Origin of the sequence: Mesobacterium hydrothermale (genome assembly GCF_035818635.1) — a bacterium.
Classification (GTDB): domain Bacteria; phylum Pseudomonadota; class Alphaproteobacteria; order Rhodobacterales; family Rhodobacteraceae; genus Mesobacterium_A; species Mesobacterium_A hydrothermale.
The window spans coordinates 42,339-55,378 of sequence record NZ_JAYLLH010000005.1 but is presented as its reverse complement, the minus strand read 5'-3'; the positions used below and the strand labels follow the sequence as shown (position 1 = coordinate 55,378).

Sequence of the window (13,040 nt, the reverse complement as noted above, 5' to 3'; positions counted from 1 at the left end):
CGGGGGGCCGTTAGTGGCCCGTCCCGTTCACAACAACGCCGACGGTACGGAAAATAACTTTCAGATCGGTAACCAGGGACACTTTGCGCAGATAGTCGGTGTCGAAATGCGCGCGCTCCCCAAAGCTCGAGTCATTGCGGACCGAAGTCTGCCAGAACCCGGTGATGCCCGGACGCAGGGCATAGTACGCGGTGCCCGGGTAAATATCCTGCTGCTCGACCATCATCGGACGCGGACCAACCAGCGACATGTCCCCGATCAGCACATTCCAAAGCTGCGGAAGTTCATCCAGCGAGGTCTTGCGGATGATGCGGCCCACCTTGGTGATGCGCGGATCGTTCTTCAGCTTCTGGTCCCGGTCCCATTCCGCCCGCGCCTCGGGGTTCTGGGCCAGATAGTTTTGCAGCATCTTGTCGGCATTCGGGACCATCGAGCGCAGCTTGACCATGCGGAAGATGCGGCCGTTCAGGCCCACGCGCTTCTGGAAGTAGATCGGCGATTTGCCGTCCATTGCAACCATCACCGCCAGGACCGACAGGATCAACAAGACTGGAAGTGCCGCCGCAAGAACGATGGCCACATCGAACACGCGCTTTGCGCCATCGCGGTACCAGGTCGACACCGGGGCGTTGAACAGGCCGGTTTCAACCATCTTGTCGAACTCGGCTGACGGCATCGAGTGGCGCATGTGCATCGTCATAACGGAACCTCTCCTTGAGGCGGGTTGTTTGACGGAAGCGTGGGGTGACCCGACGAACTGCTTGCTGGTTCAAGGCATAAGGAAGCCGTCGCCCGAAGGCGCAATTCGGTTCGAATGTTGTTGAAGCAGCAGACCTTAGTTACAAGATGCGAGCAGACCGCAGTGTTACCTTTTAACTCCCAAGTGACTAGCACCAACCCCCTAGTGCCGTTTGACAGCTTCGGTTATGCGGTTACGCCACATTTTAGTCAACATCTCGAAAGCCGATACACCAAACGCTAGAATTTCGCGTGGGTGTTGCAACCCCGCGATTCTCAGGTGTTTTTTCTCAGTTTCCGCTGTCCGGGCGCCGCGCGTCCCACCATCTGCGACCAGGCGCGCCCCGGAAAACCGACAGTTCATTTCAGAGTCGTTATCGCCGAGTTTGAAACGATTGTTAACCCTAAAGGAACGCCGCATTGCAAAATTGGAAACAACCAAAAGACGTTCGCGCCTGTTTTGAATGTGAGCGAGACAAAGCTTGAAATTTTCGAACTTTGTTCACGGATACGCGGAAACAATCGCGGCCGCAGGCAACCGTCGCGCATCGGATCGATAACGAAATTTCACTCGCTTTTCAGATACTTGACCTTACGTCAGATTCTGCCCTGAATCTGCGCATCTCAGCGACGCGATTGTCATTTTCTGCGCTCTCGAAAAATTTCAAATGTTACAGAAATTCACGCAATCAATCCGGGAATCGTTCTGGAATCATCCCCTGAGAGTCCCGCTCTGACACAGAATCGGTCAGCATTTGATTCTCTTTCGCGCCGCTTGGGGACAGTCACGGTCACCTTGAACCCGGCTTTGGTTTGCGTCTATGTCGAAAGCGTCGGAAATGTGGCGGGGATAAGGCGTGGCAAACCATCTGTACAAAGGCGATCTGCCGGACGATCTGGACCTTGGGCCGGTCGTGGCGATCGATTGCGAAACCATGGGGCTTCAACCCTACCGTGACAGGCTGTGCGTCATCCAGATGTCGGGCGGCGATGGAAACGCGCATCTGATCCAGATCGAAAAGGGCCAGACGCAGGCCCCGAACCTGTGCCGGATGCTTGCCGACCCCACCGTGCTCAAGCTGTTCCATTTCGGCCGGTTCGACATTGCCGCGATGTATCATGCCTTTGGCACCCTGACCGCGCCGGTCTATTGCACCAAGATCGCGTCAAAGCTGGTGCGCACCTACACGGATCGTCACGGGCTCAAGAACCTGCTTCAGGAATTGCTGAATGTCGACATTTCGAAACAGCAGCAAAGCAGCGACTGGGGCGCGGCCGATCTGACCGATGCGCAGATCGCCTATGCCGCGTCCGACGTGCTGTACCTGCATCAGCTGCGCGATGCGCTGAACGTCATGCTGGAACGCGAAGGCCGGATGGACCTGGCGCAACGCTGTTTCGATTTCCTGCCCACGCGGGCGCAGCTCGATCTGGCCGGCTGGCCGGAAATCGACATCTTCTCGCATTGATTCCATGGCGCGGGACTCCATGCACTCCCGCGTCATCGCGTGGCTGAAGATCCTTCTGCCACTGGCCGCGCTATCGTTGCTGTCGACGGTGTTCCTGTTGTCGAAACCCGCCGACCGCGGGACAGACATTCCGTTTTCCGATCCCGGGATCCACACCCGCGCCGAACAGCAGCAGATCACCGCGCCGTCCTTTTCCGGCACCACGGCCAAGGGCGACGTGCTGTCGTTTACCGCCGACACAGCGCGCCCCGACCCGGACACCGACGGCATCGCCTATGCGCGGAACCTGTCGGCCAGGATCAACCTGATCGACGGCACAACCGTGTTCATCACCGCCGATAGCGCGGAAATCAATGAACCGGACAACTCTGCCTTGCTGATCGGCGGTGTCGAACTGCTCAGTTCCAATGGCTACGAGGTGCATACCGAGAAATTGCGCAGTTCGCTGGATGCGGTGCACGCGGAATCGCTTGGTCCGATCAGCGGCTCTGGCCCCGCGGGCACATTTACTGCGGGGAAAATGGTGCTAACTGACCCGGAAGGCGACGGAAACGTTCAAATGCTGTTCACCGACGGCGTAAAACTGGTATACGTCCCGGAAGATTAGGAATGCTGCCCATGTTCTTTCGTTTGTTTCTGGCAAGTGTCGCCCTTGTTGCTATCCCCGGCCTTGCCCTTGCGCAGGGGACGCAGGTCACCTTTGGCGGCACCAAGCAGGACACCAGCCAGCCGGTCGAAGTGTCGGCCGATGCCCTGTCGGTCAACCAAGACGACGGCAGCGCGCTTTACACCGGCAATGTGGTGATCGGGCAGGGCGACATGCGCCTGGCCGCGCCGCGCGTTCTGGTGATCTACAGCGAAGACAACCGCCGCATCGAACGGATGGAGGCAACCGGCGGCGTGACCCTGGTCAATGGCGAAGAGGCGGCAGAGGCGCAACGCGCCGATTACCACGTCAACGACGGCAATATCGTCATGTCGGGCAATGTTCTGATGACCCAGGGTGTCAACGCGCTGGCCGCCGACCGCATGACCGTCAACCTTGACAATGGTACCGCGCAAATGTCAGGCCGGGTGCGCACGATCTTCCAGCCGAAGGAAGAGTGATGGCCCGCCCGCAGCTTTCCGTGACCGAAGGATCCAGCGGCCTGCGCCTGATCCACCTGCGCAAAAGCTACAAGAAGCGCGTCGTGATCCGCGACGTGAGCCTTGAGTTGCACCGCGGAGAGGTGGTGGGCCTTCTGGGCCCGAACGGCTGCGGCAAGACCACGACCTTCTATTCCATCGCCGGGCTGGTGAACCCCGAAGGCGGACAGGTGATGATCGACGGCAAGGATGCGACCGTACTGCCGATGTATCGCCGCGCCCGCCTTGGCGTTGGCTACCTGCCGCAGGAAATGTCGATCTTTCGCGGGCTGAGCGTCGAGGACAATATCCTCGCCATTCTCGAAATCTCGCAACGCGATCGCCACAAGCGCCGCGAACGTCTGGAAGAGCTGCTGAGCGAGTTTTCCATCGAACACCTGCGTCGCGCACCCGCGCTGGCGTTGTCGGGCGGCGAACGCCGCCGCGTGGAAATCGCCCGCTGCCTGGCCGCCGATCCGAAATACCTGTTGCTCGACGAACCCTTTGCCGGGGTCGATCCGATCAGCGTGGGCGACATCCGCCACCTTGTGGCCGATCTGAAGAAACGCGGCATCGGCGTACTGATCACCGATCACAACGTCCGCGAAACGCTGGAAATCGTCGACCGGGCCTACATCCTTCATGACGGCACCGTTCTGATGTCCGGCTCGCCGTCCGAGGTGGTGGAAAACGAAAACGTCCGCCGGGTCTATCTGGGTGACAATTTCAAGATTTCCTGAACCGCCCGGTTCTGGTCCAATCACCTAAAACTGATAAACGAAATATTTTTTTCCCGGTTTGATATCACCACATTGACAGCAGGCACTCTCAACGCCTCAAATGGGGTCATGACGCTGCTGTGGCTTTCTTGTCTGTTCGGCCTGACCCATTTCTTCGGGGCGGCCTTTCGCAAGCCCGGCCTTGCGTCGGTTCCCCTCGGCGCAGAATGGCAACACGGGTGCAGGTCCCGTGCCTGTCTGCGCTGACACGAAAAGAAAAAAGGATAAGCCAATGCGCTACCAGATCACGGGAAAACAAATCGACATCGGCGAGGCACTGCAAACGCATGTGAAAACCGAACTGAACGAAGCGGTGTCGAAATATGCCGGGCGCCCCACCGACGCCACTGTCATTTTCTCGAAAAGCGCGCATGAATATGTGTGCGAAGCGACGGTCCACCTGTCCACCGGTCTGACCGCAACCGCCAAGGCGCATGCGACGGAAATCTATGCCTCTTTCGACGATTGCTGCGCGAAGATGGAAAAGCAGCTGCGCCGCTACAAGCGCCGCCTGAAAGACCACCACAAGGACCGAACGGAACCCGTTGAACTTTTCGGGGCCTCCTCGTATATCCTCGCCGGCGATCACGGGTCCGAAGAAGACGAGCCCGAATCGTTGCAACCGATGATCGTGGCCGAGATGGAAATGCAGATTCCGTCGCTCACCGTGGGTGAGGCTGTGATGCAGATGGAGCTGGCAGGGTCGCCCGTGCTGGTGTTCCGGAACGAGAAGAAAAACGGGATCAACGTCGTCTATCGGCGAGAGGACGGCAATATCGGCTGGATTGATCCGTAAGATCCGGCCCTGATGAAGCAGCGGGTGCACCGCCGCGGACAGAGAGCAGGCTAGGTATGAATTTTGCAGATCTTGTGAAACCAACGGCAATCAAGGTGTTGGCGGGGGTTTCAAGCAAGAAGCGGTTGATGCATGACGTCGCCGACCTGGCCAGCTCTGCTTATGGCATCGATGCCAGTCTTGCGGTCGAAGCGCTGATGGAACGCGAAAGCCTTGGCCCCACCGGTGTGGGCCATGGCGTCGCCCTGCCCCACGCCCGCATTTCCGACATTCCCGAAGTTGCCGGCACGTTCATCCTGCTGGAAAAGCCCGTCGATTTCGAAGCGGTCGATCGTCAGCCGGTTGATCTGATCTTTGGCCTGTTTGCCCCGACCGATGCCGGTGTCGAACATCTCAAGGCGCTGGCGCTGGTGTCGCGCACCCTGCGCGAGGCGCAGGTTTGCAAGAAACTGCGCGCCAATCCCGATCCGGCGACGCTCTATACCATTCTGACCGAACCCCATTCGGTGCAGGCGGCCTAAGCGGCGCGCGCCTCTACCCCCAGTCCTGAAATCCGAACATGACGTAGTCACGCTCATAGGCGTCGCGGACCAGCATCTCCAGTTCGGCGCTATAGACCTCGGCCAGTGAAAACGGCGCACGGATCGGAACCGCCACAGGATCCGGCGGCGCGGGATGACCGGCCTGCATCGCCAGTGGTGGCAGGTAGGTCTGCATTTCATCCTCGCGCACGATCATGTCCGGCAGCGTGAACTCTGCCATGCCCTGAAGGCATTGCGCCTGACTGGCCCAGTTCCCGTCGACCCGCATCGTCGTCTGACCGGACAGGTTGGCCCGAATGAACCGCAAGAAACCCGCAAATGCCGCGTAATGCGCATCGCGGTCATAGCTGGCATCCGGCCAGTCTTCGGGCAACGCCACCCCGTGTGCGCGTTGCAGGTTCCGCCGAATCCGCCCCATCGTTCCTTCGCCCGTTGGCAGGATGCGGGTACAGAACACCGCATGGGCCCGCGCCAGGGGATGCCGGATCACGGTAAAACTGCGATGCGCGGGCCGTTCCGCCATCCAGTCGCGCAAACTGCCCTGCGTGAAGCGGGTCTTCAGCGCGTCGCGCCCGACACCGTCGAGCGCGCACAACCAGTTCGCCACCGCTGCCTCTGGCCCCGACTGGATCGGCAGGTACAAAAGCGGCGTCTTCGCCCCGGCAAGATAGGTCGGCACCACAGGCCCGCGGCGCGGTTCGAAATTCGGTGTACGGGTCAGGTTGAACCGGTCCAGCCGCGCAAGGCTGTCCTGCATCTGGGCAAAGTTGGCGACCTTTGCCGAGAGCGGCTCCGGGTTTTGCCGTTTCAGCGTCTTGCTCAACGCTTCCAGCCGCGCGTCAACGCCCAGCCACCCGGCCAAGCCGTTCATCACGTCAAGATCGTTCAGATCCTCGTACCCGATATAGAACGCCGTCTGCCCGGTGGTCTGCAACGCATGCTGCACCAGGATCTGGAATTCCTGCACCTGCGCCAGGTGTGCCTCGAACTCTGCCGCATCGAATTCGGCCAGGCTGTCCTTGCGCTTGGCCACGTTGGTCAATTTCCACTGCCCGGTATCCTGCGCGATCTTCCAGCTGACATAGCTTTCCGCCGGATTGCGCGTCAGCACGATCTTGGCGCAGCGCGGGTCTTCCAGCAAGTCGGGCAGGATCCGCGGATCGTGGTCGTGGAAAAACCGGAACCCGTTCAGCCCTTCGGCTTCTTTGCGGATTGCGCGCAGCAACCGCCGGGGCCGGTCGTCGCGCTGTTCGCGGGTCACGCCCAGCAGGTCGTCGCGGTTCGGATACCCGATGAAATGCGGGTTGAACGCCTCGCCATGACAGGTGACGCCGTCCAGCGCGTTCAGATTGCTTTCCAGGAAATTCGACCCGGTGCGCATTTCCGCAAAGATCACGAAATAGTCGAAGGAACCACGCATCAGGACCTATTTCTTCACCAGGTAGGGTTTCGGCGCATCTGCGTCGCTGTGGCTGGGCGCCGGATCAACCGGGAAATCGCCGGTCAGATAGGGGTGCATCCCCTGGTTCTTCAGGTTCTGCAGGAACCGGCCGAAACCCTGCAAATCCACCATCCGCGGCGCGGCGGTCATTCGGCGAACGCGGCCTATGTCCTCGACAATCGCCTGCAAGGGTTCCATCGGTGCCTCGACGAATTCCGCCATGGTCCAGATCCGCACCCGCGCCTTGCACTGCGGTGTGCGCAACAGAGTCAGCAGCTTGGTCTCCACCTTCTGCAGCCGCGCCGCCTCGGCCCGGATTTCCGCGAAATTGCCGTTGGCCCGGAACAGTGGCACCGCCCACGCCCCGGAAATCACCGCAACCTCGGCCTGCGGATCGCGGGCGATGCGCGGGGCAATCGCCTGCCGGTCCTTCGGCGACAGCTGGAAACACTGCCGTTCACCGCGCGTGTTCCACACCAGGTTCGCCAAGAACGCCGCCGGGTTGGCATCGCGCAACGTGGCCGCATCGCTGAGCGCGCCTTTCATGAACGGCGCATCCTCGGCGAATTGCACCCGGTCGGGGGCAAACAGGTGGCCATGCACCCGCGCGCCGCTGACCTGTTCCAGCCACGGCCGGAAATCGTGGAACAATTCGTCAAAACCCTGGAACACCGAATAGCGTGCGGCGGTCAGACCGCGATCCGCGATCTTGGGGAACCGGCTTTGCGAATACAGTCCGGGCCGCCCCTGCGTGCGCCGCTCTACCGCCTTGGCAAACAACCGGTCGATCTTGCCGGGGTTGGGTTCGGTCCGCTTCATCGCCCCCGCCGCATCGGTCAGGAACGCCCGGTACAGCCCCTCGGCATGGGGCCAGATCTTGCGCGCTACAAAACAGTCAGACCGCCGCAGCAACTGCATGTGGTCATCATAGAAGATGTGCGGCTTGCCCTGGAAATCGAACTTCGACAGGGTCAGCGACCGGCTTTCGATATGGGTCGACCACTGCCGCGCCAGCGTCTGGAAATAGCTTTCGTCGGGGATCCAGACCTTGCGGAAATACCGGTCGATCCCGACACGATCGGGGTTTTCCAGAATCGCCGTCAGGGTCTGCCGCGTCAGGCACCACCACTGGCTGCCCATGTGCGGCACCAGCCCCTTGGGCACCCGCCGCTTCACCCCCAACCGCCGTTGCAGCCTGACATAGCCGTCAAACAGGGCGCGGTGCTTGCGCCACGAAAACGGGAACCGCAGGGTGAACCGTTCGGCATCCAGTCCGCCAACCGTCCACGGCACATCCGCCGTTGTCGCGCTTTCGATGAAATCGGTGCGCGGGCGCGCGGCAAGATAGTCGATCAGGTCCTGCACCGGGCGCAGCGGCAGGCAAGACCCCGAGGTCAGGTAGACATGCCGCACCTCGGGATAGCGCCGCAGCACCTGTTCCGCCGCGTCCTGCGTTGCCGCCACGATCCCCCAGGTGCCCCATTCGCAGCGATGCCGCCGGGAAAATTCGATATGCGGGGTGTCAGACAGCGACCGGACGAAATTCTGATAGGCGGCGCGCGGCACGTTGCGATCAACGTGGATCACCACCGGGCAACCCGCGCGGGCCCAGTGCCGCGCCACCTGCCCCGCGCGGTTCAGCGCGGTGTGCACCAGCATCACGATCCCCAGCGGCGCGGTCATGCCCAGTTCCCCTTGGACATCAGCCCCAGGATCTCAAGCTGGCGCCAGTTGATGTATTGCTCGGACCACTTGCACCACAGGTCGGGGTTTTCCTTCAGCCCGCCGGCATAGGCGATGTATTCCTTGGACGCGCCATAATGCTGCTTGCGCTCCAGCTCTTCCTCGGCCTTGTCGGAAAAGCTGTGCAGGAACTTGGTATGCAGCAACATGCCAGAGGCCTTTTCTCCCCCGTATTCGTCATAGGTCAGGTTCAACCCACGCGGCAGCAGCGTGTGGGTCGAACTGACATAGGTGTATTTCCGGTCCCACCGCACCAGCGGGATCTTGTTCAGCGCCGGCGCGCGTTCGGGCTGATCGGTGAAAAACGCCCGTTCGCGCGGACCGCCCTGGATCCACAGGTTCCCATACAGCGCGTTGCGGCTGATCCGGTAATTCCCGGCGTCGAACCAGTTCGCCACTTCCAACGGGTTCTGGCCGGGGTCATAGGGCTGCCGGTCGATCCGCCCCTTGGGGTACATGTCCAGCAGCATCGCCGAAAACGACCGCAGCGAAGACGCGTCCAGCCAATCCGTCAGGGCCCGGATCGGGCGGGTATCGCAGAACGGAAACACCAGCAATTCATCCGGGTCGACGGTCAGGCACCAATGATCATGGCCGTATTTCCGCAACAGCCAGTTCATCCAGTCCATGCCGAACCGCGCCCGCTTATAGCTCGCCCGCGTGTGCCAGACCGAAACGTCCTCTTGCCGCTTCAGATACGCCAGCCCGTGATCGGTGCTGTCGTTGTCGACGATCAGGAAATGGTTCACCCCAAGGTCACGATAGTATTTCAGGAACCATGGCAGGCGCATCGCCTCATTCCGCAGGGTGGCGAACAGCAGGATATCGGATTTGCGGATCTGCCCGGTACGGTCGACAGCGGGACGCAATTCGCGCCTTTTGCGAAAGGCCCGGATCCGCCAACGCTTGCGTTGCAACCGCAATCGGTAGGAGTCCCAAACCCCCATCAGCTGCCTCTTTCCCCAAGGGCGAAAACGCCCCACACTCTGGCGGCTATCAGATCAGGTTTAAGACGGTGTTGAAATGATCGCCCCACGAAGGGGGATCAAATCGTGGAACAGCCCTGCCCGTGCCGTCCTGTCTTGCCCGATCTGCTTCCGCCAACTCTTTGATTTTTGTTGCCCAAAGATAGCGGTCCGCCGCGTCTGCGTAAACGACCAATTCCCCCAGAACCTCTTGGTAGATGGGCAAGGTGTTGCACAGCACCGGCACCCCCAGCGCGGCGGCCTCCAGCGGTGGCAGGCCATAGCCTTCGGCAAGGCTGGGAAACAGCAACCCGGCAGCGCCCTGCAGCAGCGCGAAAACCTGATCATCTGGCAACCCGCCCAATTCGTGCACCCCCGGCGGCGCCGTGTCCAGCCGGTCCAGAACCGCCTCGTTGCGCCAGCCGCGATTGCCAAGGATCAGCAGGTCGGGGGCGTCCGGATCACCCGCGAACCCATCCCAGACATCCAGCAAAAGCGCGTGGTTCTTGCGCGGCTCGATCGTGCCCAAAGCCACGAAATAGGATCTGTTCCACGGTCCGTTCGGTGCGGTGCCAACCTCTGGCACCGTCACCCCCAGGTGCGCGACAACGCACTCTGGCTGGCGCTCCTCCTCTGCCAGATGGCGCAGAACATCGTCCCGCGTCTGCACCGAATTGCAGATCACCAGATCGGCGGCCCGCCCGACCCTGCGCAGGAACCCGCCAAAGCGTGCAGGCACCTTGGGGCGCTGGAATTCTGGATAATCCAGCGGGATCGTGTCATGCACCAGCACCGCGATCCGCACCCCCCTGATCCCGCGCAAACCGGCGATCACCCGGTCGGAAAAGTTGCTGTGCCCGACGTTCAGGTAATGCACGCCATCCGGCAGGTGCCGCGCCAGCATCCGGCCCAGCCTGCCCGGGTGGCACCGATCCAGGCACATCCGACGCAAATCCGCCTCGGCCCGAAGGCGGGTCTGGTCCATCCCCGGCTTGAACCGGGCGAACCAGTCGCGCTTGCCCCAATGGCCGCGCTCCAGCCTGTTGCGAAAATCGGCCATCGCCACGCGATCCAGCAGGATGAAGCCAAAGGCACTGCGCACCAGTCCGAACACCGGGTCCGCTCGTGCCAGCAATTCGTCCAAATAGGCGTATTCGACCCGGTCCACACCGGTCAGCACGCGCCCGGCCCTGCGGGTCAGGCGGGTCAAGTCCAGCAAGCGGGTCACGGGGTCGGTCATGGCATCACGCTACCCCCGCCGCACGCTCCGCGCCAGCGCCGAAGCGGTCACACCCCGCTGTCCGCGCCACGCACCGGCGCGACCCGCGCCGCCTCTTGCCGAACGCGGGTTTTCAGCCGAACCGCACGGAACAGCCGCCCGGTCCGTACCGAACGGCCAAACAGCCCGCCCGCCTGTTCCCAGTATCCCGCCGACCGGAACCGGACGTGATGGAACAGCGCCGAGGGCGAAAACCGGTAGACCGACACGATCGCTCCGCTGCCTACAAGGCTGGCGGCCCGCGCTGCCAGCGCCCGACGGTGCCACGCCCAGCCCGACAGGATGAACCGGGGCGCATCGGGCGCGGCCTGAAACGGGCGGAACCCGTGGGCAGCGCGGGGAATGGGCGGCAGGCGGTCAAGCCTGCGCCCCTGCCCTTCGACATACCCCGCGCGCAGCCGCCGCATCAGGCGCACCACGTCATCCGGAGTCAGCGCCCCCGTCTGCATGTGACGCAGGCACCGCAAGCGCTGCTCTTTCTCGAACCGTTTCCACGCAGCCGGTTGCAGCGATTTCGGGCAATGCTTGCGCAGGAACACCGCCTTCGACGCCCCGATCTCGAACAGGTCGCGCGGCGCGCGGTCCGGCAGGCGCAGCGCGCTTGCGGCAAAGCCGTGGTGGACAACCGCCAGCGGCACATGCGCCACTTCGTGTCCCTGCGCCGCGATCCGCATGTTCAGATCGGTTTCATCCAGGAAATAGTGAAACGCCGGGTCGAACCCGCCGATATCGGCCAGCACTTCGCGGCGAAACGCCATGTTGGTGCCTTCGGTCCGGATCGCGCGCCCCTGAACCGGCGACAGCGCCACCGGCGCATCGCTGTCCAGCGACAGCGGGTGGCTTTCTCCGCTGGCGTCCACGCTGGACGACCCCCATTGCAGGCTGATCCCGTTGCGCCCCAAGACCGTGCCACCGGCGGCCACCACGTCAGGCTGCGCAAAGGGCTGCACAAGGTGGCGCAGCCACAGCGGTTCCGGCACCGCGTCATCATCCAGAAACGCCACGATTTCCCCCGCCGCATGAGCAACCCCAAGGTTGCGCGCGGCCGAGATGTTGGCGGTGTCATAGGGAACCACCTTGATCTGCCCGGCGTCCGGCCGTGTTGCCACGGTCCGCTCCGCTTGCGGGCAGCCGACCACGACCACCTCAAGCGGGGCATAGTCAAGCTGCGCCACCCCGGTCAGGCAGCGCAGCAAGGCCTGCGGCCGGTGTCGGCTGACGATGACGACACTGACCGCGGGCAGGCTCATGGCTCAGGCGTCTTTCAGCGCGACACCCGGGGCGTAGGCGATGAAGAACGGGTTGGCGAAACCGTCCTTGCCATAGACCAGCGGCGAATGATCGTCGAACCGCACCACGTCGCCGCCTGCGCCGGTCAACACGGCATGGCCTGCAGCGGTGTCCCACTCCATCGTGCGTCCGACGCGGGGATAGATATCAGCCTCGCCCGTCGCAACCAGGCAGAACTTCAGCGACGACCCGGCGCTGCGCATGTCCTTGACGGCATACTTGCCGATATAGTCGTCGGTGGCCTGATCGCGGTGCGACTTCGACGCGACCACCATCAGCGCGCCGTTGTCGGGGCTCGACACGCGGATCGGCTTGGTCGTGCCAGCGGCGACCTTGCTGAACGGGCCTTCCTCTTCCACCGTGCTGCCATCGGCAAGGGTATAGAACATGCGTTCCTTGGCCGGGGCATAGACCACTCCGCGCGTCGGAACGCCGTCTTCGACCAGCGCGATGTTCACGGTGAAATCGCCGCGGCGCTTGATGAATTCCTTGGTCCCGTCCAGCGGATCGACGATCAGGAACGTCTTTGCTGTGATGTCGTGGCTGGCCGACTGTTCCTCTGTCACCAGCGCAACATCGGGAAACGCTGCCCGCAATCCGGCCGAGATCAGCGCATCTGCCGCTTCGTCTGCTTCGGTCACCGGGCTGCTGTCGGATTTGACCTTCACGTCAAAATCGTCGGCGTTGTAGATCTCCATGATCTTGTCACCCGCCTCCAGTGCCAGCGTGCGGATCACCTCGATCAGTTTTTCGTAATTCAAAATTTCGTTCCTTCGCCTATGAATTGCCAGATTCATTGATTAGCAAGATACCGCACCTTATGCTGTGAACCGATCGGAACGGCAAGAAATCCGGCACCTTTTCGCAGCCTCG

At 62.1% G+C, this 13,040-nt stretch carries 13 protein-coding genes; 6 read left to right on the top strand and 7 right to left on the bottom strand.

The window, feature by feature from the left end:
• Nucleotides 1-10: 10 nt before the first annotated feature.
• Nucleotides 11-700: a sugar transferase gene (locus VK792_RS05210; RefSeq protein WP_326296299.1), complete on the bottom strand. Its 690-nt coding sequence runs from the start codon at nt 698-700 to the stop codon at nt 11-13.
• Nucleotides 701-1,595: 895 nt separating this feature from the next.
• Between VK792_RS05210 and VK792_RS05205 the strand changes: the two genes are divergently transcribed.
• From VK792_RS05205 to VK792_RS05180, 6 genes are all read left to right on the top strand, one after another.
• Nucleotides 1,596-2,207, top strand: coding sequence for a ribonuclease D (locus tag VK792_RS05205; RefSeq protein ID WP_326296298.1), 612 nt, complete (start codon nt 1,596-1,598; stop codon nt 2,205-2,207).
• A 4-nt stretch (nt 2,208-2,211) separates the two neighbouring features.
• Nucleotides 2,212-2,814, top strand: coding sequence for a hypothetical protein (locus tag VK792_RS05200; RefSeq protein WP_326296297.1), 603 nt, complete (start codon nt 2,212-2,214; stop codon nt 2,812-2,814).
• Nucleotides 2,815-2,825: 11 nt separating this feature from the next.
• On the top strand, nt 2,826-3,314 hold the full coding sequence (lptA, locus tag VK792_RS05195) for a lipopolysaccharide transport periplasmic protein LptA (protein WP_326296296.1): 489 nt from the start codon (nt 2,826-2,828) through the stop codon (nt 3,312-3,314).
• On the top strand, nt 3,314-4,072 hold the full coding sequence (lptB, locus tag VK792_RS05190; RefSeq protein WP_326296295.1) for an LPS export ABC transporter ATP-binding protein: 759 nt from the start codon (nt 3,314-3,316) through the stop codon (nt 4,070-4,072). Before lptA ends, lptB begins: the two co-directional genes overlap by 1 nt.
• A 271-nt stretch (nt 4,073-4,343) precedes the next feature.
• Complete coding sequence (gene hpf / locus VK792_RS05185; RefSeq protein WP_326296294.1) at nt 4,344-4,907, top strand: ribosome hibernation-promoting factor, HPF/YfiA family; 564 nt, start codon at nt 4,344-4,346, stop codon at nt 4,905-4,907.
• A 56-nt stretch (nt 4,908-4,963) separates the two neighbouring features.
• Nucleotides 4,964-5,428, top strand: coding sequence for a PTS sugar transporter subunit IIA (locus VK792_RS05180; RefSeq protein ID WP_326296293.1), 465 nt, complete (start codon nt 4,964-4,966; stop codon nt 5,426-5,428).
• A 13-nt stretch (nt 5,429-5,441) separates the two neighbouring features.
• Here VK792_RS05180 and VK792_RS05175 read toward each other — a convergent pair whose 3' ends face one another.
• The 6 genes from VK792_RS05175 to cysQ are packed head-to-tail and all read right to left on the bottom strand — an operon-like array spanning nt 5,442 to nt 12,928.
• Nucleotides 5,442-6,869, bottom strand: a complete 1,428-nt coding sequence (locus VK792_RS05175) for a nodulation protein NodH (protein WP_326296292.1) — start codon at nt 6,867-6,869, stop codon at nt 5,442-5,444.
• 6 nt (nt 6,870-6,875) lie between these two features.
• Nucleotides 6,876-8,573 carry a DUF5927 domain-containing protein gene (locus tag VK792_RS05170; protein ID WP_326296291.1) on the bottom strand — a complete coding sequence of 566 codons (1,698 nt, stop codon included), beginning with the start codon at nt 8,571-8,573 and terminating at the stop codon, nt 6,876-6,878.
• Complete coding sequence (locus VK792_RS05165) at nt 8,570-9,580, bottom strand: glycosyltransferase family 2 protein (protein WP_326296290.1); 1,011 nt, start codon at nt 9,578-9,580, stop codon at nt 8,570-8,572. The genes VK792_RS05170 and VK792_RS05165 overlap by 4 nt, the downstream gene beginning before the upstream one ends.
• A gap of 49 nt (nt 9,581-9,629) precedes the next feature.
• A complete protein-coding gene (locus tag VK792_RS05160; RefSeq protein WP_326296289.1) occupies nt 9,630-10,838 on the bottom strand; it encodes a glycosyltransferase family 4 protein in 1,209 nt (402 codons plus the stop codon).
• Nucleotides 10,839-10,885: 47 nt separating this feature from the next.
• Complete coding sequence (locus tag VK792_RS05155; RefSeq protein ID WP_326296288.1) at nt 10,886-12,127, bottom strand: glycosyltransferase family 2 protein; 1,242 nt, start codon at nt 12,125-12,127, stop codon at nt 10,886-10,888.
• A gap of 3 nt (nt 12,128-12,130) precedes the next feature.
• Nucleotides 12,131-12,928, bottom strand: a complete 798-nt coding sequence (gene cysQ, locus VK792_RS05150; RefSeq protein WP_326296287.1) for a 3'(2'),5'-bisphosphate nucleotidase CysQ — start codon at nt 12,926-12,928, stop codon at nt 12,131-12,133.
• Nucleotides 12,929-13,040 lie beyond the last annotated feature (112 nt).